23 protein-coding genes are annotated in these 19778 nt (G+C 39.2%); 10 read left to right on the forward strand and 13 right to left on the reverse strand.

The genetic code is table 11. The features are described from left to right. The 6 genes from QZ620_RS08745 to QZ620_RS08770 form a co-directional block, all read right to left on the reverse strand. On the reverse strand, positions 1-774 hold a 774-nt coding region (locus QZ620_RS08745; RefSeq protein WP_295180812.1), incomplete at its 3' end, for a S8 family serine peptidase. Between the two features lie 234 nt (positions 775-1008). Then, entirely contained in the window at positions 1009-1362 is a 354-nt protein-coding gene (rplS, locus tag QZ620_RS08750; protein ID WP_141878372.1) for a 50S ribosomal protein L19, read from the reverse strand. Between the two features lie 117 nt (positions 1363-1479). Further along, on the reverse strand, positions 1480-2160 hold the full coding sequence (trmD, locus tag QZ620_RS08755; protein WP_295180814.1) for a tRNA (guanosine(37)-N1)-methyltransferase TrmD: 681 nt from the start codon (positions 2158-2160) through the stop codon (positions 1480-1482). A 21-nt stretch (positions 2161-2181) separates the two neighbouring features. Beyond that, positions 2182-2778, reverse strand: a complete 597-nt coding sequence (locus QZ620_RS08760) for a hypothetical protein (RefSeq protein ID WP_295180815.1) — start codon at positions 2776-2778, stop codon at positions 2182-2184. Between the two features lie 202 nt (positions 2779-2980). Further along, positions 2981-4429, reverse strand: coding sequence for a glyceraldehyde-3-phosphate dehydrogenase (locus tag QZ620_RS08765; RefSeq protein WP_295180846.1), 1449 nt, complete (start codon positions 4427-4429; stop codon positions 2981-2983). A gap of 119 nt (positions 4430-4548) precedes the next feature. After that, positions 4549-5949 (reverse strand): trypsin-like peptidase domain-containing protein, encoded by a 1401-nt coding sequence (locus QZ620_RS08770; RefSeq protein WP_295180817.1) that lies wholly within the window; start codon positions 5947-5949, stop codon positions 4549-4551. 132 nt (positions 5950-6081) lie between these two features. Here QZ620_RS08770 and dapF point away from each other — a divergent pair, with 132 nt between their 5' ends. The 4 genes from dapF to QZ620_RS08790 all read left to right on the forward strand — a co-directional run bounded on the left by dapF (position 6082) and on the right by QZ620_RS08790 (position 9295). Next, on the forward strand, positions 6082-6870 hold the full coding sequence (gene dapF / locus QZ620_RS08775; RefSeq protein WP_295180818.1) for a diaminopimelate epimerase: 789 nt from the start codon (positions 6082-6084) through the stop codon (positions 6868-6870). Next, a complete protein-coding gene (locus QZ620_RS08780; RefSeq protein ID WP_295180820.1) occupies positions 6864-7394 on the forward strand; it encodes a GNAT family protein in 531 nt (176 codons plus the stop codon). The genes dapF and QZ620_RS08780 overlap by 7 nt, the downstream gene beginning before the upstream one ends. Beyond that, complete coding sequence (mltG, locus tag QZ620_RS08785; protein WP_295180821.1) at positions 7384-8427, forward strand: endolytic transglycosylase MltG; 1044 nt, start codon at positions 7384-7386, stop codon at positions 8425-8427. The genes QZ620_RS08780 and mltG overlap by 11 nt, the downstream gene beginning before the upstream one ends. Before the next feature lie 196 nt (positions 8428-8623). Further along, entirely contained in the window at positions 8624-9295 is a 672-nt protein-coding gene (locus QZ620_RS08790) for a peptidoglycan-binding protein LysM (protein WP_295180823.1), read from the forward strand. A gap of 3 nt (positions 9296-9298) precedes the next feature. On the opposite strand, the gene QZ620_RS08795 is transcribed toward QZ620_RS08790, so the two are convergent. The 3 genes from QZ620_RS08795 to dnaA are packed head-to-tail and all read right to left on the reverse strand — an operon-like array spanning position 9299 to position 11930. Then, a complete protein-coding gene (locus QZ620_RS08795) occupies positions 9299-10027 on the reverse strand; it encodes an SAM-dependent methyltransferase (RefSeq protein WP_295180824.1) in 729 nt (242 codons plus the stop codon). Further along, complete coding sequence (locus tag QZ620_RS08800; protein ID WP_295180825.1) at positions 10024-10491, reverse strand: low molecular weight protein-tyrosine-phosphatase; 468 nt, start codon at positions 10489-10491, stop codon at positions 10024-10026. The genes QZ620_RS08795 and QZ620_RS08800 overlap by 4 nt, the downstream gene beginning before the upstream one ends. 11 nt (positions 10492-10502) lie before the next feature. Further along, positions 10503-11930 (reverse strand): chromosomal replication initiator protein DnaA, encoded by a 1428-nt coding sequence (gene dnaA, locus QZ620_RS08805; protein ID WP_295180827.1) that lies wholly within the window; start codon positions 11928-11930, stop codon positions 10503-10505. 205 nt (positions 11931-12135) lie between these two features. Here dnaA and QZ620_RS08810 point away from each other — a divergent pair, with 205 nt between their 5' ends. Next, positions 12136-12534 (forward strand): thioesterase family protein, encoded by a 399-nt coding sequence (locus QZ620_RS08810; RefSeq protein WP_295180829.1) that lies wholly within the window; start codon positions 12136-12138, stop codon positions 12532-12534. On the opposite strand, the gene QZ620_RS08815 is transcribed toward QZ620_RS08810, so the two are convergent. From QZ620_RS08815 to ribD, 4 genes are read right to left on the reverse strand one after another with little or no spacing between them, the layout of a single operon-like run. After that, positions 12528-13145, reverse strand: coding sequence for a YigZ family protein (locus QZ620_RS08815; RefSeq protein ID WP_295180830.1), 618 nt, complete (start codon positions 13143-13145; stop codon positions 12528-12530). The two genes, QZ620_RS08810 and QZ620_RS08815, sit on opposite strands and share 7 nt — an antisense overlap. Next, positions 13142-14014 carry an EamA/RhaT family transporter gene (locus QZ620_RS08820; RefSeq protein ID WP_295180832.1) on the reverse strand — a complete coding sequence of 291 codons (873 nt, stop codon included), beginning with the start codon at positions 14012-14014 and terminating at the stop codon, positions 13142-13144. The genes QZ620_RS08815 and QZ620_RS08820 overlap by 4 nt, the downstream gene beginning before the upstream one ends. Next, positions 14011-14619, reverse strand: a complete 609-nt coding sequence (locus tag QZ620_RS08825) for an HAD-IA family hydrolase (protein ID WP_295180834.1) — start codon at positions 14617-14619, stop codon at positions 14011-14013. Before QZ620_RS08825 ends, QZ620_RS08820 begins: the two co-directional genes overlap by 4 nt. After that, positions 14612-15661 (reverse strand): bifunctional diaminohydroxyphosphoribosylaminopyrimidine deaminase/5-amino-6-(5-phosphoribosylamino)uracil reductase RibD, encoded by a 1050-nt coding sequence (gene ribD, locus QZ620_RS08830; RefSeq protein ID WP_295180836.1) that lies wholly within the window; start codon positions 15659-15661, stop codon positions 14612-14614. Before ribD ends, QZ620_RS08825 begins: the two co-directional genes overlap by 8 nt. A 28-nt stretch (positions 15662-15689) precedes the next feature. On the opposite strand from ribD, the gene QZ620_RS08835 reads away from it, so the two are divergent. From QZ620_RS08835 to ligA, 5 genes are read left to right on the forward strand one after another with little or no spacing between them, the layout of a single operon-like run. Beyond that, complete coding sequence (locus QZ620_RS08835; protein ID WP_295180838.1) at positions 15690-16175, forward strand: GNAT family N-acetyltransferase; 486 nt, start codon at positions 15690-15692, stop codon at positions 16173-16175. Positions 16176-16188: 13 nt separating this feature from the next. After that, the gene (gene prmC / locus QZ620_RS08840; RefSeq protein WP_295180848.1) at positions 16189-17052 is read left to right on the forward strand and encodes a peptide chain release factor N(5)-glutamine methyltransferase; all 864 of its coding nucleotides are present in this window, start codon (positions 16189-16191) and stop codon (positions 17050-17052) included. Continuing rightward, a complete protein-coding gene (locus QZ620_RS08845; protein ID WP_295180840.1) occupies positions 17036-17638 on the forward strand; it encodes a TIGR00730 family Rossman fold protein in 603 nt (200 codons plus the stop codon). Before prmC ends, QZ620_RS08845 begins: the two co-directional genes overlap by 17 nt. Position 17639: 1 nt before the next feature. Then, positions 17640-18308 (forward strand): VOC family protein, encoded by a 669-nt coding sequence (locus tag QZ620_RS08850; protein ID WP_295180842.1) that lies wholly within the window; start codon positions 17640-17642, stop codon positions 18306-18308. A 12-nt stretch (positions 18309-18320) separates the two neighbouring features. Next, the gene (ligA, locus tag QZ620_RS08855) at positions 18321-19760 is read left to right on the forward strand and encodes an NAD-dependent DNA ligase LigA (RefSeq protein ID WP_295180844.1); all 1440 of its coding nucleotides are present in this window, start codon (positions 18321-18323) and stop codon (positions 19758-19760) included. Positions 19761-19778 lie beyond the last annotated feature (18 nt).

Below are 19778 nucleotides of genomic sequence, written 5' to 3' on the forward strand. Positions count from 1 at the left end.
GGCACCCATATCTCCAGCGTACATAAGACCGGCATTAATCGCGCTAAACGGTCCGCTTCCAGTTCTTTCACTTAAAACTTTTACAGCTACGAGCTCGGCTTCCGGAGCAACGCCAATAATACCATAATTGGTATCTGCAGCTGCGATAGTTCCAGCGACGTGAGTACCGTGATTGAAACCTATATCATCACTTACAACATAGCTTTCATTAGCAATAAAAGAGATGGAAAGTTCAGTATTTACGTTCGGAGCAAGATCGTAATGATCTGGATCGATTCCGGAATCTAGCACATAAACACTGGCTCCTTTACCTGTAAAACCAAGGTCCCACGCTGCTGGTGCGCTAATAGCGTCAAGTCCCCACATATAGCCAATATCATAAAAGTATTCACCATCGGCTAAACTTGCCTGAGTAGCTTCTGCAGTTGGAATCCATTTAATTTCATAATCTGGGATTACCGTAAGATTTTGTTCTCTTGCTTTGGTTAGAAGTGAGGCATCTTTAGTGTTTATTACGGTCATTCCAATCTCAGGTAGAGCTCGTACAATACTTATATTTTCAGCATTCTTTAGAAAATTGAGAGCAGCTTTTTTAGAAGTTTCATCTTCTTTGCTAATAATTAGATAGTTAGTAAAAGAAGGTTCAGCAAGTTCTGCAGAAACAACCTCTGCTTCCTCAAATCCATCTTCATTTTTTTCACACGAAACAAGTGTAGCGCCGGCAAACAACATTAAGCCCATTAGCTTCCACACGCTAGTAATCGATCTTTTCATAAGTTTATTTTAGTTTGAATTTCTGCTGAATTTAAGTGGAAACTTTCAGTTAATAAAAAGTTAATTGTTAAATAATAGGTTTTATTTTAAAAGGGTTAATAATTATATGTAAACAGTCCACTATAACTGATTAATCGTTGGCGATTTAACAATTATGCTGAGGCATTCCTCATGTTATATTAAACAAAAAGCCCCGGAAGAACCGGGGCTTTTAAATATTTGTACAAGAAAGAATTATCTTCTGATAGCTTCTTTGATACGAGCTTTCTTACCAGTAAGTTCTCTAAAGTAGAAAATTCTAGCTCTTCTAACTTTACCTTTCTTATTGATCTCAATTTTTTGAATCGCCGGAAGGTTGATTGGGAAAATTCTTTCCACTCCAACAGTTCCACTCATCTTTCTAATAGTGAAGGTTTGAGATGATCCTGTTCCTCTTAACTGGATAACAACACCTCTAAAGAACTGTGTTCTTGTTTTCTGACCCTCTGTAATTTCGTAATAAACAGTAATTGTATCTCCTGCTGAAAATTCAGGTAGATCTTTTCTTGATACGAATTCGTCCTGAACAAATTTTACTAACGATTCCATTCTTAATAGTTTAAAGTAAATTCAAAAACAACATACACGTTTCTCGCCAGAGGTTATTTTAGAATGAGTGCAAAATTAATTAAATAATATTATTCTACAAGCCTGAATTGGAAAAAATTAATCTTCCTTTAAAAGATCAGGTCGAAGCGCTTTTGTACGTTTATAAGCCTGATCCTCACGCCATGCTTCTATCTTCGGAAAATTACCACTGGTAAGGATTTCCGGTACTTTCCAGCCCTTATATTCAGCAGGTCTGGTGTAAACAGGGGGAGCAAGCAAGTCATCCTGAAAAGAATCTGTTAATGCAGAAGTTTCATTTCCCAAAACTCCTGGAATCAGCCGAATGATGGAATCACAAAGCACCGCTGCACCTAATTCACCACCAGATAATACGTAATCTCCAATACTGATCTCTTTAGTAATGAACTGATCGCGTACTCGTTGATCTACTCCTTTATAATGACCACATAAAATAATTAGGTTTTCATGTAGAGATAAACCGTTCGCAGTTCTCTGCTCGAGTCTTTCTCCATCTGGAGTCATATAGATCACTTCCTGGTATGCTCTCTCAGACTTTAGTTTTGAAATGCATTTGTCTATAGGTTCGATCATCATCACCATTCCTGCGCCACCGCCAAATTGATAGTCATCAATTTGCTTATAGTTATCACTAACGTAATCTCTTAAATTATGCAGGTGGATCTCTACGAGACCTTTTTTAATTGCCCGTTCCAGGATAGAAGCCTCAAAAGGACTCTTTAAAATTTCTGGTACCACGGTAATGATATCTATACGCATTTCTGTAGAACTGAATCCTTATTAGATGTTTGTGTTATTCGATTTATTTCTTTCATCCTGTAGCATTCTTCCAAGGCGCTGTTCCTTTTCAAGAGCTTTACTTCTATAGGTATCGAATTCCTTTTCAGTTTCATCCAGCTTTTGCTGAGCATCCTTTGTGGCCGCATGTGAGCTCTTATATCTAAAGAATATAATAAGTAGGATTACAACCAACGCACCAACGATTCCCCACATCATAGCCTTGTATCCACCTTTGGAAAATGGCATTCCTAAAAACATTAAGGCATCCTTTTCTTCGGTCACTCTTTGCAAGTCCTGCTGGGTAGAATCCAGATCGGCTTTTAGCTGCTGGATCTCATCGTTTTGTTGATCTACTGTATTCTTCTGAACTACGATCTCTTCTTTTAACTCGGTGATATAACTCCGGGTCGTATTTCTAAGTTCTATAAGCTTATCGTAATCCACAACCTTGTAACCCTGATAATTGTTGGACTCCTTGATAAGGCTTGTAAACTCGTCCTGTATGGGAGTGTCTGTTTTAAGGCTGTCTGTCTGGGCATTCATCTGAAATACACTAGCAATAACAAAAGCAGCTACAATGTAAATTTTGTTACTCATCTTTTAGGTAATTGAAATTGTTTGGGTTAATACACTTCAACGGGCGAAAAATAGAGTTAGTATATTTCAGATTTTCGGACAGAAATTCGCCTATTCGTGATTTTAAATTCTTTTGAGTCAGTTTATTATTTGAATTAAACCGCCGCAAAAATAAAAAAACCCTGCCAATGGCAGGGTCTAAATGTTTAAAAATTTTGAGATTCTAGTAATAGGTGAATCTTCTAACTTTTGCAATATATTTTGCCAGTCTGATTACCTGGTGGCTGTATCCGTATTCGTTGTCATACCATATATATAGGATCACATTTTTACCATCTGCAGATACAATGGTAGCATTGCTATCATAGATCGCCGGGGCAGAAGATCCTATAATGTCTGAAGACACCAGTTCATTGTCTACAGAATATTGTATTTGCTCAACAAGTTCACCTTCCAGTGCGTATTTTTTAAGGATCGAATTAACTTCCTCAAGGCTGGTTTCTTTTTCAACTTCAAGATTCAGGATTGCAAGTGAACCATTAGGTACAGGCACTCTTATCGCATTTGAAGTCAGTTTTCCTTCAAACACAGGCAGTGCTTTTGAAACTGCTTTCCCTGCTCCGGTTTCAGTAATCACCATGTTAAGTCCTGCAGCTCTTCCACGGCGGTATTTATTATGCATATTATCGACCAGGTTCTGGTCATTCGTATAAGCGTGAATAGTTTCAAGATGTCCATGTACCACACCAAATGAATCCTGAACAGCTTTTAGAACGGGAGTAATAGCATTAGTGGTACAGGATGCAGCAGAGAAGATATCAACGCTATCTGGATCATGTTCTTTCTGGTTTACACCATGAACAATATTTGGGATTCCTTTTCCAGGTGCAGTTAATAGAACTTTTGCAGCTCCTTTAGAACTCAAATGTCTCGTAAGCGCTTCCTTATCTCTAAAAGCACCAGTATTATCGATCACCAGAGCATGATTGATACCGTAATGAGTATAATCTATATCTTCCGGCTGGTTAGCTGAGATCATATGAACGGTAGTCCCGTTGATGATCAATGCTGAATTTTCAACGTCTACATTTACAGTTCCGCTGAAGGGTCCGTGAACAGAATCGCTCTTCAGTAATGAAGCACGTTTTTCCAGAACACTCTGGTCTACATTTCCACGGGTTACGATTGCTCTAAGTCTAAGCTGGTTTCCTTTCCCGGTTCTGGTCATCAATTCACGAGCAACCAGCCTTCCAATTCTTCCGAAGCCATATAGTACGACATCTTTTGGAGTAACCACCTCGTTCAGTTTAGCATCACTCAGTTTGCTGCTCACAAATGCCATCGCATTATTATGAGTTTGACCGTCAAGATGATATTCGTAGGTAAGTTTTCCAATATCCAGTTTTGCTGGTGGAAGATTCAATCCCTGAATTGCCTTTGCAATCTCTACCGAATCAAAAATAGATATAGGTTTACCTACAAATTCTCCTGCATATTCATGGAGGTCCAGAATATCGCTAACATTTTTGTTTATTAACTGATTTCTGAATAAAACGAGTTCGATTGATTTGTCATACCACAGGTCGCTAACGATATTAATAAATTCAACCGTTGCTTTGCGACGATCTGCCTGGAATGAAAGTTCTTTTTCGTAAACTTTATTAAAGTCCATTTTGTGTTGTGATGTTATAATTTTCGGCAAAAGTATATATTTCAAACGTTTTCGTAAAGGTTTTTGACATAAAAAAACCCTTCAATTCTGAAGGGCTTTTTGACTGTTTGGAATATCGATTATCTCCAGATCATACGTTGCTTTTCACCTTTTAAATTATGATAAGTAATAACGATAGGATTTGACTTTTTTCGATTTTCCATGATTTGTTCCACATCTCCAATAGAATTGACTTTCTTATTATTGATTTCAGAAATGATCCCGCCAATTAATTCGGAAGAAGGAAGATCATCGGTGAGCATTCTACTAATACGAACACCGTTGGGTGCATTATACCTTTCCAGCTCTTCTTTGGTAGTATTTGCAACTTCAAAGCCAAGAGTAGGAAGCGAATAAGTTTCAAGTTTGGTAAGCTCGATATCAACGGTTTTAGATTCTCCATTTCGTATCAATTGTACCTTTACTAAATCTCCGGGTCTCTTCGAATTAATGTAACCGGTAAGATCTGAGAACTTTGCAATGTTAATATCATCGATCTTTCTAATAACGTCGAATTCCTGGATACCAGATTTTTCTGCACCACTTCCAGGAGTAACTGCTCCAACGATTACACCCTGCGAAATATTGAGATTACGGTCATTAGAAATTTGTTCATTTATGGTCCCGCCTCTAATTCCGAGGATTCCTTTTTGAACGTCTCCGTATTCCATAATGTCTTCAACGATCTTTCTGGCATTATTGGAAGGCACCGCAAAAGCATATCCAATGTAGCTGCCGCTAGGAGAGGTGATCGCTGTATTAATACCAATTAATTCACCGTTAATATTAACGAGAGCTCCACCGCTGTTACCAGGGTTAATGGCGGCGTCGGTTTGTATAAACGATTGAGGCGAGCTGTCATTAACATTCAGATCTCTTGCTTTTGCACTTACGATTCCTGCAGTAACCGTTGACTTTAGATTGAAAGGGTTTCCAACAGCAAGTACCCATTCTCCAATTTCAGCATTATCAGAGTCTCCAAACGGAATATAATCCAGTTCACCTTCCGGCTCAACTTTTATAAGTGCAATGTCAAAAGCAGGATCACTACCAATCACTTTGGCAGTGTAAGTCTTATTATTATTCAGAGTAACCTCTATTTCACTTGCTCCCTTAATAACATGGTTGTTCGTAACGATATATCCATCTGGAGTAATAATAACTCCAGAGCCCGCACCCTGTAAGGCACGACCACCTTCAGTGCCATAAGGATTGTATTCCCAGATACTTCTTGGTCCTCCTTTAAACACCGCTACGTTCTTTACATGAACCACAGCATGGATGGTTTTTTCAGCAGCATCTGTAAAATCAACATTCGTCCCGTAATTTGGAGTATTGCTAACAGGAAGAAAACTTTCCGCAGATTCACTCTTGTTTTCGTAGGAAGTAGTATTGTCATCTTCTACCAATAACTTATAACTTCCCAGGGTCATGGCGCCACCAAGGGCAGAGGCCAGAATTAGATTTGCTATTTTTTTCATTTTCGGATGTTATTTGATTATTTAACCTTTAATTTTTCCAACTTAGTATGCAAATTGCGATTTTTAACGACCATTTAACAGGCTATGATTTCTGTTCAAAATCGTATATTCGCGCCTCTTGAAAATGAAGAAATGAATCTAGAATTCTATAAATACCAGGGCACCGGGAACGATTTTGTCATGATCGATAACCGTGATCTTAAAGTATCCAAAAATAATACCAAATTGATCAAACAGCTGTGTGACAGAAGATTCGGGATTGGAGGTGACGGACTCATCTTACTCGAGAATCCTGATGTTGCTGAAGATGATTTTAAGATGGTCTATTTCAATGCAGACGGCAATCCAAGTAGCATGTGCGGTAATGGAGGACGCTGCTTGGTAGCCTTTGCAAATTATCTGGGAATTGTTGAAAAAACCGCCCGGTTCACAGCAGTAGATGGACCACATGAGGCTACGATTAGTGAGGGTGTTGTCAGTTTGAAAATGCAGAATGTCGCAGATGTCAAGCTTAAGGAAGAATATAGTTTCCTGGATACCGGTTCGCCACATCACGTGATCTTCGTGAAAGATGTCCAATCTGAAGACGTTCAGCAGAAGGGTTCAGAAATTCGATATTCTGAATTGTATAAAGATATTAATGGTACAAACGTAAATTTTGTGCAGCAAATCAATGATGAGGTTTTGAAGGTGCGGACATATGAACGCGGAGTAGAGGATGAGACTTTTTCCTGTGGTACCGGGGTGACGGCAGTGGCGATTGCGGCCTACCAAACTGGTAAGATCCAGAATAAGCAAATAAAGCTAGAAACACCTGGAGGTTCCTTGGAAGTAAAGTTTGAAAAAACAGGTTCAGGATTTGAAAATATCTGGCTAACAGGGCCGGCTGTTCAGGTTTTTAAAGGAGAAATTGTATGTTAACATTAAATGGAAAGAAAATATTCCTGAGAGCGCTGGAGCCGGAAGATCTGGATTTTGTTCATGAAATCGAAAATAATGAGAATTTCTGGGAAGTAAGTTCAACGCAAACTCCATATTCGAAATTCTTGATTCGACAATATATCGAGAACGCACACCGCGATATCTATGATATCAAACAATTAAGACTTGTTATATGTACTAAAAGGGGTAGAGCTGTAGGCCTTATTGACGTTTTCGATCTTGATATTAAGGATCAGCGTGCTGCACTTGGTATCCTGATCGCAGATCCTAAAGATCGTAAAAAAGGCTACGGAAGAGAAAGTCTTTCGTTGTTATGCGATTTCTGTTTTACGCACCTGGGATTACACCAGGTTTACGCAAATGTAACCGAAGGCAATGAGGACAGTAAGAAAGTCTTCGAAAAGAATGGCTTCAGAAAAGTAGGCTTAAAGAAAGAATGGAGCTTGCATAAAGGAGAATATAAAGATGAATTACTTTATCAATTGATCAACGATGTACATTAAGAAAGTTATTCTGGCAATTGCCATTCTTGGTTTAATTGGCGCAGGTATTTTTAGTTACTATATATACAATAGCATTTTCACCTCAAATATTTCAATGGAGGACTCAGAGAAAGTAGTTTATATTCCAACGGGCGCTACATTCCAATCGGTTCTTGACACACTGGAACCTTATATAAAAGACAAAGAGTCCTTTAGACTGGTGGCAGAGAAAAAAGGTTACGCTACGAAAGTCAGACCTGGAAGATACACTATAGAAAAGGGGATGAATAATAATGATCTGGTCAACAGGTTGAGAGTTGGAAACGATCCTGTAAAGGTAATTTTCAATAACCAGGAACGTCTGGAAAATCTGGCGGGCAGGATATCTCAGCAAATTGAAGCAGATAGTGTGGAGTTGCTGAAAGCCTTTAAAGATCCTGAATTTCTGGCAGAAAATGATTTAGATCAGAATACAGCTTTAGGAATGTATATACCTAACCAGTATGAGTTCTACTGGAATACTTCTGCGGAAGAATTTCAGCAACGAATGAAAAAGGAATATGACAGGTTCTGGACTGCTGAAAAGTTGGAAAAGGCTAAACAAATTGGTTTAACTCCTTCTGAAGTGATCACCATTGCTTCAATCGTTCAAAAAGAAACAGCAAAGGTTGATGAGCGTCCTAGAGTGGCCGGAGTTTATATGAACCGATTCAAAAATGGATGGAAGCTGGATGCTGATCCTACGGTCATTTATGCTATCAAGAGACAAACTCAGAATTTTGACACGATCATAAAACGGGTTCTTTATAAAGATCTTGAAATAGATTCACCTTACAATACGTATAAATATTCTACGCTGCCGCCGGGACCAATCTGGATGCCGGATATCTCATCTATTAATGCGGTACTAAATTACGAGGATCATGATTATTTCTATTTCGTAGCAAATGTTGAAAATTTCGGTTACCATAAATTCGCTAAAAATTTAGCGCAACATAACCGAAATAAGCAGGAATATGTGCGTTGGATCAACAAGCAGGGAATAAGGCGCTAGTAGCTAATTTCGTACGGAATATTTAACCTATTGAGCTTCAATAAGTTATTCAAAAGTTAATTCCATCGATACTTTAAATAAGCTTTAACATACTGTAAGTCAGTTTATTAAAAAATGTCGTACATTTGCGCCGCGAATATGAGGAGGGTGAATTTCAAATAATTGAACCACCATTAACTTCTCAAAAACACATGTAATGAGAAAGAAAATTGCAAAATTTTCAATCTTGCCTCTTGCAGCAGGCTCTATTTTTTTTAGTTTTTCAACGAAAAAAGCTGCAAATCTTGATTTGGAAGACTACTCAACTTATGATCTGGAACTTGATTATACAGTCCCAGATGTACGTGAAGAGATCGAACCCGAATTTCAACTTTCAACCACTTCTCCGTTTCTTGGAAAATCTTATGTTGGTTTTAAGGAAGCTCTGGCTTTCAAAGAATCACGTGGTGATTACAAATCCATAAATGAGTTTGGTTATCTGGGAAAGTATCAGTTTGGTAAAGGAACCTTAGAATTGGTTGGTGTTTACGATACCATGGGATTTTTGAATTCACCAGCTTTGCAGGAAGCTGCCTTCTATGCTAATGCATCCAGAAATAAGTGGATCTTGCAGCGTGATATCAAGCGGTTTGTAGGTAAAAACATCAATGGTGTAATAGTAACCGAATCTGGGATTCTTGCGGCAGCGCATTTAGCGGGACCTGGAAGTGTCAAAAAGTATTTGCGTAGCTGGGGAGCACAGGCTTTCAGTGACGCATTTGGTACTACGATCAAAACTTACATGAAACGTTTTGGTGGTTACGATACATCTTTTGTGACGACTACTAAAAATGCCAGGGTAGATTTCGACAATTTGAACGAAGCTTAAAAATTACAGATCCTTTTGGATAATAAAAATAGCCGGTCTTTTATGGAGGTCGGCTTTTATTTTTTTCCAATCTGCTGCTGTTGCCGTTTTAATGAATTCAGTGCTTAGGGTAAGATCGCAGGCAACGCAGATCCTGGTAGTTGGATGTAGTGTTTGAACTAGATCTTCCAGAAACTTATTATTCCTGTACGGCGTTTCTATAAATATCTGAGCCTGATTTTTTTCAGCTGAAATTCTTTCCAGGTTTTTGAGTTCGTTCTTCTTTTCTTTTTTATCGATAGGAAGATAGCCGTGAAATGTAAAGCTTTGACCATTCATTCCGCTAGCCATCATCGCAAGTAGAATAGAACTGGGGCCTACCATAGGAATCACTTGAATATTGGCGTCATGGGCCAGTCTTACGATCTCGGCGCCTGGATCTGCCACGCCGGGGCAACCCGCTTCACTCATTAATCCCATGTCTCTTCCGGCTTTCGCAGCATCAAGAAACGTAGGAATTTCTGTGGCTTCTGTAAATTTATTTAAAGCTGAAAGTTTAAGTGAGGCTTGTGGTTTTTCAGGAAGGATCTCTTTGATGAATCTTCTGGCAGTCTTTTCATTCTCAACAATAAAATCATCGATATTCGAAATGATTTCAGCATTGATACCCGGGAAAACTTTATCTGCGTCTGAAGCGCCCAGACCAACGGGTATCAGGTAGAGTTTACCGGAATTTGAAGCTTCAGATCTCATAATTCTCCAGATTCAAGTTTTCTTTTTAGTTCATCTGTTGCTACATCAAGCATCATATATACATTTTCAAAACCCTGATCGCCTCCATGATATGGATCTGGAACGTCCACATTTTCTGAAGGGAATATTTCATCAAGTATCAAATGTACTTTCTGACGTTCTTCGTCAGTTTCTGCTATGGCGATCACATCCTTAAAATTGGAATTATCCATTACGAAAATATGATCGAAGTCCTGGAAATCTTTTTTGCTGAATTGTCTTCCTCTTTGCTGAGAAATATCGAGACCATTTTTGCTAGCAATGGCGATCGATCTTTTGTCTGGTTCAGAATCAACATGCCAGTCTCCGGTTCCTGCAGAATCTACAAAAACTTTTTCAGGATCAACTTTGGTTTTAAGAATACCCTCGGCCAGCGGCGATCTGCAGATATTCCCGAGACACACCATCAATACCCTGGTTTTCATAAAGATGTAATTTATAGAGTGAGCTTTTTGTTGAGGTCTTCAACAAATTTCTTGAATTGCTTATCTGTGGCGGCAAGATTATCTACAGTCTTACACGCGTGTAAAACGGTAGCATGATCCCTGCTTCCAATTTGAGAACCTATACTCGCCAGTGATGCTTTGGTGAATTTCTTTGCAAAGAACATTGCCAGTTGTCTGGCTTGTACAATATGGCGTTTTCTCGTTTTCGATTGTAAAGTATCTACATCCATTTGGAAGTAATCACTTACAACCTTCTGAATATAATCTATGGAAACTTCGCGCTTGGTGTTTTTCACGTAGTTATCTACGATCTTTTTCGCCAGTTCCAGAGTGATGTCTTTCTTATTGAAAGAAGAGTGAGCAATTAATGAAATGATTGCACCTTCCAGTTCCCTGATATTGGTTTTGATATTATTAGCCAGGAATTCCACGATATCTTCAGGCATCTCTACACCATCACGATAAAGTTTATTTTTAATAATGGAAACGCGAGTTTCAAAATCTGGATTTTGAAGTTCAGCAGATAGTCCCCATTTAAATCTTGACAGCAGGCGTTGTTCAATATCCTGCATGTCTACCGGAGCCTTGTCACTGGTTAAAATGACCTGTTTCCCGTTTTGATGTAAATGATTGAAAATATGGAAGAATACATCCTGCGTTCCTGCTTTCCCGGATAATAACTGAATATCATCGACCACCAGTACATCTATGATCTGGTAGAAGTGAATGAAATCATTACGATTATTTTTCTTAACAGATTCAATGTATTGCTGGGTAAATTTTTCCGCAGAAATATATAGAACTGTTTTTTCCGGGTATTTATCTTTGATCTCAACGCCTATAGCATGCGCTAAATGCGTTTTCCCCAATCCTACACCACCAAATATCAGTAATGGGTTAAAAGAGGTGCCTCCCGGCTTATTCGCAACGGCGAGTCCAGCGGATCGGGCAAGCCTATTTGACTCACCTTCAAGAAAATTATCAAAATTATAATTAGGATTCAGCTGGGACTCGATCTTTACATTTCGAATTCCAGGAATAATAAAAGGATTCTTAAGTTCCGGGCTTTTGTTCTTTACTGGTACATCTACCTCCTGAGAAGCCATATGTGACCTTTGGGTACTTGGGATCTTCTCTGTAAATGGAAGTTTATTACCGTAGGTATTCTCCATTTTGATCACATAAACCAATTTTGCCTTATCTCCCAGTTCACGTGTAAGAGATACCTTTAATAACTTCACATAATGTTCTTCCAGCCACTCATAGAAAAATTTAGAAGGCACCTGAATACTCAGGGCACAATCCGTTAGTTTCACTGCTTGGATAGGTTCAAACCATGTTTTGTAAGCTTGAGGTGTAATGTTATCCTGAATAAAAGACAGACAGTTATTCCAAACCGATTGCGCAGTTTTTGACATTATTAGTTAGACGTTATTTTTGGTTACTAGAAAGTTCTAAAGTGGCTTATGAAGCATACAGATCTCCAACTTGAGCAAAGCAAATATGTGAACAAATTATCTAATAAAAAAACCAAATTTGGGTTGAATTTTAAGAAAAATTATTGCATACTTGATTCTGAGCCTGAATATAAAAAACCTTTCTGTGAAAGGCGACAAAAATCACATGAAATCACACGAAACTTCTGTTAAAGTACGATATGCCGAAACCGATCAAATGGGAGTGGTACATCATAGTATTTATCCGCAATACCTTGAAATTTCGAGACTTAACTGGCTAGATACACTTGGTATCTCTTACAAAAGTATGGAAGAGGAAGGGATAATGTTGCCGGTATTCGAATTAAATTTAAAATATCACAAACCGGTTACTTTTGATGAAAAAATCAGGATAGAAACGCGCCTTCGAGAAGAGCCAAATGTTAAAATTATCTTTGATTATTCTCTCTATAATGAACAGGGAAATCTGGTAACTACCGGCTACACTGTACTCGTGTTTATGGATGCCAAAACGAGGAAGCCGGTTAGGTGTCCAAATTATATGTTAGAGGCGTTAGGTTATTGATCTTCCAATCCTGAAATCTCAACTTTATAGGTGTTGTCGAACTTAGTATAAATGCTTTCGACGTCACTTTTTCGAACTGCAATATAGATTCTGCAATCCAGTTCAAGTTTTTGATCGATCACGTTCAAATTGTTCTTTTTGATCACCTGCATGACTTTGTTCATTTCAGGATAATCAAATTTTATTACGAAAACCTCATCGATTGTTCGCTTCAGGATATTTGAAGCTTCCAGAGCCATTTGCGCGGCAGTTTTATAGGCATTAATGAGCCCGCCAACTCCTAACTTTACTCCGCCAAAATATCGAACTACGACTATAAGGATATTGGTAACATCAAAGCTTTGTATTTGTCCATAGATTGGCATTCCTGCCGAGTTTGAAGGCTCTCCGTCATCATTTGCACGATAGTGATGGTCTTCTTCGGCCTTACCTGTTTGCCAGGCGTAACACCAGTGTCTCGCTTTGTGGTGGGATGCACGTAATTCTTCCAGATGTTTGGCCGCCTCTTCTTTAGTTTTAATTGGAAATGCATATCCGTAGAATTTAGAATTACGATCCTTGAACAATACTTCCGGGGAGGCTTCAGTAATAGTTTGATATGTGTCTTTCATATGGCTGAATTCGCTACTAGAATTATACTAATCATAGCTAGAATAAGGCCTATCCAGTTTTTCCGAATAAGTTTTTCTTTAAAAAGCACGATTCCCACGATCGTTGAAAGTGCGACTATACTCACGTGATTGATCGTAAATATGGTTGAGCTCTCGTATCCTTCACTCCTTAAAGCCAGAACAAGGAAGTAAATAGAGAAGTAATTTGGCACCCCTAAAGCTATGCCGCCTAGTAAATTTTTAAACTGAAGCTTTAATTCGCCCCGAACCGCCTGGAAGATCATCACCAGCACCCCAAGCAGTCCAGCCGTTGCGAAGATGGTCGAACTAAACAAGCCTACATCGGTTTTCGAAACATAACTGGTTTCGAGGAATTTTAAACTGGTATCAATAATTCCGCTTCCCAGAAATACGAGCAGTGGAAAAATAAGATTTTGCCATTTTATGCTTATTCCATCTTTGGTTTTTATTGAGGTTAGGTACACTGCCACTAATGCCAGTAATATTCCGGCAATCTTCAGTACTCCGGTACTTTCATTGTAGAGAAAGATTCCGCAGAATACAGGAATAGCGACCGACATTTTTGTGGCTACAGCTACTACTGATAGTCCGCTTTTCTGGGTGGTGATCGCTGCCAGGTTAAAAACAGTGATAAATAGCACTCCCAGCATTAAAGCGCCGGGAAACCATTTTTCAGAAGGAACAGCAGTAAAATCTGAGCCTTCAATAAATCCGAAAAATCCTACAGTACAGGCGATAAAATAATTGATCACAATCGCCTGCAAAGTATTTACCTCGTATTTTTTGTAAAGCCTGAATACGATAAAAATGATCGTGGAAGAAAGAACGCTTAGAAGCAGGTAGATCAAAATAATTCTTTTTTAGTGGTGAATAGATCGATCACGTCCTCACGGGTTGGTTCGAGATTCCATACGTGCATTCCCAATGCGGCCGCAGCCTCAGTATTTTCTGCAGTATCATCTATAAACAGGCATTCCTCTGCTTTAAGCTCATGTTGCTCGAGCACAAACTCAAAAATCTCTGGATTAGGCTTGCGCATTCCTATTTCATGTGAAAGATAAAATGCATCAAAACATTTTTTAAAGTCCTCGTAAAATGCAACCCTTGACTTTATATTTTCAATATGGTTTTCATTGGTGTTGCTCAGTAAAATGAGTTCGAATTTCTTTTTTTCTGCTAATTTCTGAAGAAACTGAAGTCGGTATTCCGGGAAATCCAGTAAAATTGAATTCCAGGAATCTATAAAATCTCTATGCTGTAATTGTGGAAATTCAGTTCGGTAGATGTCTGATATTTCATCTGAAGTTACAAATCCTTGCTCGTAATCCCGGTTGCGACTATGGATGTGTTCAGGTAATTCTTTTATCTGTATCTTCTCTAGGTTTTGCTGAGTTGCATCTTTATCGAGATTGATAAACACATCACCAAAATCAAATATGATGGTCTTAATCATTGTCGTTATTTCTAAAGATTTCTAAAAGATCTGCTTCAACTTGATATGCAGAAGCTGGTTTCAAATCTAGTTTCGGAGCTTCAACTCCATCACCAAAGTAGTTGTCACCCGTAAAAACCCGTGCCTCATCCCAAAGGTTTGAAGTAATGAATTGCTTTAAAATATTAGCTCCACCTTCCACAATTAGTGATTGAAGCTCCTGTTCGAAGCAGATCCTGCAAATTGCCTTAGCGATATTTTCTGAAAATTCAATCTTCTGGTAAACAAGGTTTTCGTGCTTCTTCTCAGTCAGTTTTTCGTTTAGAACGATCGTTCTATTTGACAGATCGAAAAGTGCCAGATCTTGGGGGAGTTTCAATTCCCGGTCAATAACCAGTCGAACAGGCGGATTTCCAGACCAGTTTCTAACATCTAAACGAGGATCATCTGCCTTTGCAGTTCCTGTACCTACCAGGATTCCGCTTTCTTCACTACGCCATTTATGAACCAGCTGTTTGCTGTACCGATTTGAAATCCATACCGGTCGATTGGTGTCCTTAGTTTCTGGAGCTAAGAACAGGTCACGGGTTTGGGCCCATTTCAGAATAATATAAGGTCTATGTTTTTTATGGAAAGTGAAAAACCGCTTGTTGAGCGCATTACACTCCTCTTCAAGAATCCCAACCTGAACTTCTTTTCCTGCCTCCAGTAATTTCTTGATTCCGCGGCCGGCAACTTTTGCAAATGGATCCATTGTACCTATCACAACCTTGGGGATTCCCCGATCAATGATAAGATCACTGCAGGGTGGGGTTTTTCCAAAATGGCTGCAAGGTTCCAGGCTTACGTAAATAGTGGAATCTTTTAACAGCTCCTGATCCTGAACCGAATTAATAGCATTTACCTCGGCATGAGCCTGTCCCGCTTTCTGGTGCCATCCTTCGCCAATGATCCTGTTTTTATGAACGATCACGCTGCCTACCATTGGATTAGGATAGGTGCTTCCAAGCCCGTTTTCGGCTAGTTCTATACAGCGTTTAATGTATTTTTCGTGTATATTCACAGCACAAAAATAGAATTAATTAGGCAGAATGGATACATGGAAAATTCGGGAAATCAAAGCCGAAGATAATCAGCAGGTTAAACATTTAATCCAAAGTGTATTAGTGGAAATGGGAGTTCCCAAAGTTGGGACTGCTTATGAGGACAAAGCATTAGAGGATATGACTGCGGAATATGATGGAGATAGGAAGACATATTTTATCGTCGAGGAGAACAATAAGGTTATTGGAGGAGCTGGCATTGCTGCTTTAAGAGGAACTGAAGAGCCCATTTGTGAGCTTCAGAAAATGTATTTCCTGCCTGAAGCGCGAGGTAGAGGAATCGGGACGAAAATGATCAATACCTGTATGGATTTTGGCAGGCAGCATTCTTTTGAAAAATGTTACATTGAAACACTTCCATACATGGAAAGTGCCCGTAAAATTTACCATAAAAGCGGATTCGAAACTGTAGAAAAGCCTGTAGGTGATACCGGTCATTACAATTGTACAGTTTATATGCTTAGAGATCTGTAAAGCCGGAAAATTGATGCATTTATCAGATTTTAAAAAAGTATTCTTCGAAAAACTTTCAGATTTCTATCCTGAAACTGAAGTGCAGTCTTTTTATTTTTTATTAACGCAGCATTACCTGGGAAAAACAAGATTGGACCTGGCGCTCGAACCTAAGTATGAGCTTTTAGAGGAGCAAAGAGCACAATTTCAGAAGGCATTGTTGAGGCTAAAGAAATATGAGCCTGTTCAGCATATTCTGGAAGAGACAGAATTCTACGGACTCAGGTTCAAAGTGAGCAAGAATGTACTTATACCCAGACCGGAAACTGAAGAGCTCGTGTCATGGATTCTTGAGGACCTTGCTTCGGAAGAGAAATCCATCAGGATCCTGGATATTGGATCGGGTAGTGGTTGTATTCCTGTGAGCCTGGCTAAAAATTTAAATACTGCGGAAGTGCATTCCTGGGACGTTTCAGAAGAAGCTTTAAAAATTGCTATTTTCAATGCTAAGATTAATAATGTAAACATTGATTTTCAACTGAAGGATATTCTGAAAACTGAAGATCTGGAGCAGCAATATGATCTCATCGTTTCCAACCCGCCCTATGTGCGTAATCTGGAGAAGAAAGAGATGCATTCCAATGTGCTTGATCACGAACCCGAACTTGCATTATATGTAGACGATAAAAATGCACTTATATTTTACCGGAAAATTAGCGAACTGGCTGCAAAAAACCTGAAAACTGGTGGGAGTTTATATTTTGAGATCAACCAGTATCTGGGTAAAGAGACTCTAAGGCTAGTGCAAGGATTTGGTTTTGAAGCAGAATTAAAAAAGGATATTTTTGGGAACGACCGAATGCTAAAAGCAATTAGAATTAATGGTGGAGAATTATAATATTATTGAAAATGTAGCGGTCTTTTGCGCAAGCAGTGACGGAGTAGATCCTGAAATTTTCAAAACCGCCCGCGTTGTAGGTGAAGAGCTCGCCAAGAGGAATATTCGGCTTGTCTATGGCGGTAGTAAATTAGGATTAATGGGTCAGGTTGCCGATGGAGTTATGGAAAATGGAGGGTTCGCGACCGGTGTTATTCCCGAGTTTCTAAAAACCAAAGAGGTCGTGCATACAGGGCTGAACCGGCTAATCACTACCAAGGATATGCACGAGCGTAAATTGACCATGAACGAACTTAGCGACGCTTTTATCACCTTGCCCGGTGGTTTTGGTACGCTGGAGGAGTTATTCGAGATTGTTACCTGGGCTCAGCTTGGTTTGCATCGTAAGCCCATTGGCTTGCTGAATATTAATGGATTCTATGACGACCTTCTTAGTATGTTGAAAAAAATGACCGCCAAGGGTCTGCTGAAAGAGGAGAATCTTGAGATCTTACTGGTGGCAGATAATATGGAAGAATTACTGAAGCTGATGCATAATTATAAAGCCAGACCAGTCCCAAAATGGATGAATAAAAACCAAACCTGATATGAAGATCCATAAACTTTGTCTGTACACTTCAGATGTTAGACGGCAATACTCATTTTACAAGGATGATCTTGGAATGGAAATCATCAACTATGAAGAAGATAGTTTTGAAGTACAATGCGGATTTTCAATTTTACGATTCGAATTTAAGGAAAATAGCGTGCCAACGCATTTTGCTTTTCACATACCTGATGAGCAGGAACAGGAGGCGCTTAACTGGTTGAAAACTGTAGTTCCGGTTCTAAAGTATAATGATGAGCAGATCATCGACTTTAGTAACTGGAATGCGAAGTCGGTGTATTTTTATGATAAAGATCGAAACATTGTGGAGTTTATTTCTCGCAGAAATTTCAGCAAACCTGAGCAAGGCATTTTTACTGCGGAAAATATCATAGGAATTGCAGAAATAGGTCTGGCAACATCTAACATCAAAGAAACTTTCAAGCAATTGAATGTCGAGAATAATCTGCATAAATATGATGGAGATTACGAACATTTTTGCGCAATTGGAGAAGATTCAGGTTTATTTATTGTTGTAAACAAGCACAACAAGGAATGGTTTCCCACAAACGATAAGGCAGATCCTTCAGATTTTAAGCTGAACTTCGAGCACGAAAACAAGCAATTTCAGCTGAAGTTCGAGAATGACACATTAAAAATTTCCGAATAAGAAAAAGAGAATATGGACGCGGAAAAAAAGATAAAGGCTTTAAGAGAAGAATTACAACAGCATAATTACAATTATTATGTGCTGGACAAGCCTCAAATAAGTGACTATGATTTTGACATGAAGCTGAAGGAATTGCAGCAGCTGGAAGATCAAAATCCAGATTTGTTCGATGAAAATTCGCCTACTCAACGCGTGGGTGGTACGGTTACTAAAAATTTTGAAACCATTGTGCATGATCAGCGTATGTATTCGCTTTCAAATTCCTATTCAAAAGAAGAGCTGGAAGATTGGGAGAAACGTATTCGTAAAAGCGTGGATGGTGAAATTTCTTATGTCTGCGAGTTAAAATATGATGGTGCCTCTATAAGTCTTACTTATGAAAATGGTAGGTTATCCCGTGCAGTAACACGTGGTGATGGATTTCAGGGTGATGAGGTAACCAGTAATGTTCGAACGATTCGCTCGGTTCCATTAAAACTGAAGGGTGATTTCCCGGAACGTTTCGATATTCGTGGAGAGATCGTTTTGCCTTATGAAGGTTTTGCGAAAATGAATGCAGAGCGTGTGGAAGCCGGGGAAGAACCATATGCAAATCCAAGAAATACAGCTTCCGGAAGTTTAAAATTGCAGGATAGCGCTGAGGTGGCTCGTCGCCCGCTCGAATGTTTGCTTTATAGTATCGTTGGAAATAACCTGAATATCAAAACACAATACGAAGGTCTTGAAATGGCCAGGAAATGGGGTTTCAAAGCTCCGGCAGAATCAGAATTAAAATCATCTATTGAGGAAGTTTTTGAATACATAAATTACTGGGATAAGCATCGTCACGATCTTCCTTATGAAACAGATGGTGTGGTGATTAAAGTAAATGATCTCCATCAACAGGATGAGCTTGGCCATACGGCTAAATCTCCGCGTTGGGCAATTGCTTACAAATTTAAGGCAGAGCAGGAATCTACCACGCTGGATAAAATTACTTATCAGGTTGGAAGAACCGGCGCGATCACGCCTGTAGCAAACCTACAGCCTGTGCAACTCGCCGGTACAGTAGTACGTCGTGCATCATTACATAATGCAGATCAAATTGAAAAGCTGGACATCAGGGAAGGAGATACCGTTTATGTTGAAAAAGGCGGAGAAATTATTCCGAAGATCGTAGGTGTAGATTTTACTCAGCGCGACCCTGATTCCAGTCCTACAGCATATGCTTCTCGCTGCCCGGAGTGTGAAACAGAAATGGTGATTAAAACTGCCAAAAAAGGAAAAAAAGCGGGTACCCAATTCTGGGGATGTCCCAACTTCAGAATGAAACCGTCTCGATGTCGTGTGTCCTTTGACATTCCTTCCTCCTTCCCTCCCGTGCTGGACACGGAGCCTCAATCAGTCAAACAACGTGATGATGCGCTTGAACGAATTGAAGCTCTCCTGATGGACTTAATGCATCGCCGATAAAAAGCCACCCCTGAGATA

This window comes from uncultured Christiangramia sp., assembly GCF_913046405.1.
Classification (GTDB): domain Bacteria; phylum Bacteroidota; class Bacteroidia; order Flavobacteriales; family Flavobacteriaceae; genus Christiangramia; species Christiangramia marina.

Coding starts and splice junctions, on each gene's coding strand:
- QZ620_RS08845 (WP_295180840.1), top strand. CDS start 17,036: ATGGTGGAGAATTATAATATTATTGAAAATGTAGCGGTCTTTTGCGCA.
- QZ620_RS08780 (WP_295180820.1), top strand. CDS start 6,864: ATGTTAACATTAAATGGAAAGAAAATATTCCTGAGAGCGCTGGAGCCG.
- QZ620_RS08825 (WP_295180834.1), bottom strand. CDS start 14,619: ATGATTAAGACCATCATATTTGATTTTGGTGATGTGTTTATCAATCTC.
- QZ620_RS08765 (WP_295180846.1), bottom strand. CDS start 4,429: ATGGACTTTAATAAAGTTTACGAAAAAGAACTTTCATTCCAGGCAGAT.
- QZ620_RS08835 (WP_295180838.1), top strand. CDS start 15,690: ATGGATACATGGAAAATTCGGGAAATCAAAGCCGAAGATAATCAGCAG.
- mltG (WP_295180821.1), top strand. CDS start 7,384: ATGTACATTAAGAAAGTTATTCTGGCAATTGCCATTCTTGGTTTAATT.
- QZ620_RS08815 (WP_295180830.1), bottom strand. CDS start 13,145: ATGAAAGACACATATCAAACTATTACTGAAGCCTCCCCGGAAGTATTG.
- QZ620_RS08790 (WP_295180823.1), top strand. CDS start 8,624: ATGAGAAAGAAAATTGCAAAATTTTCAATCTTGCCTCTTGCAGCAGGC.
- trmD (WP_295180814.1), bottom strand. CDS start 2,160: ATGCGTATAGATATCATTACCGTGGTACCAGAAATTTTAAAGAGTCCT.
- QZ620_RS08810 (WP_295180829.1), top strand. CDS start 12,136: ATGAAATCACACGAAACTTCTGTTAAAGTACGATATGCCGAAACCGAT.
- prmC (WP_295180848.1), top strand. CDS start 16,189: ATGCATTTATCAGATTTTAAAAAAGTATTCTTCGAAAAACTTTCAGAT.
- QZ620_RS08760 (WP_295180815.1), bottom strand. CDS start 2,778: ATGAGTAACAAAATTTACATTGTAGCTGCTTTTGTTATTGCTAGTGTA.
- dapF (WP_295180818.1), top strand. CDS start 6,082: ATGAATCTAGAATTCTATAAATACCAGGGCACCGGGAACGATTTTGTC.
- ligA (WP_295180844.1), top strand. CDS start 18,321: ATGGACGCGGAAAAAAAGATAAAGGCTTTAAGAGAAGAATTACAACAG.
- QZ620_RS08850 (WP_295180842.1), top strand. CDS start 17,640: ATGAAGATCCATAAACTTTGTCTGTACACTTCAGATGTTAGACGGCAA.
- rplS (WP_141878372.1), bottom strand. CDS start 1,362: ATGGAATCGTTAGTAAAATTTGTTCAGGACGAATTCGTATCAAGAAAA.
- QZ620_RS08795 (WP_295180824.1), bottom strand. CDS start 10,027: ATGAGATCTGAAGCTTCAAATTCCGGTAAACTCTACCTGATACCCGTT.
- QZ620_RS08770 (WP_295180817.1), bottom strand. CDS start 5,949: ATGAAAAAAATAGCAAATCTAATTCTGGCCTCTGCCCTTGGTGGCGCC.
- dnaA (WP_295180827.1), bottom strand. CDS start 11,930: ATGTCAAAAACTGCGCAATCGGTTTGGAATAACTGTCTGTCTTTTATT.
- QZ620_RS08800 (WP_295180825.1), bottom strand. CDS start 10,491: ATGAAAACCAGGGTATTGATGGTGTGTCTCGGGAATATCTGCAGATCG.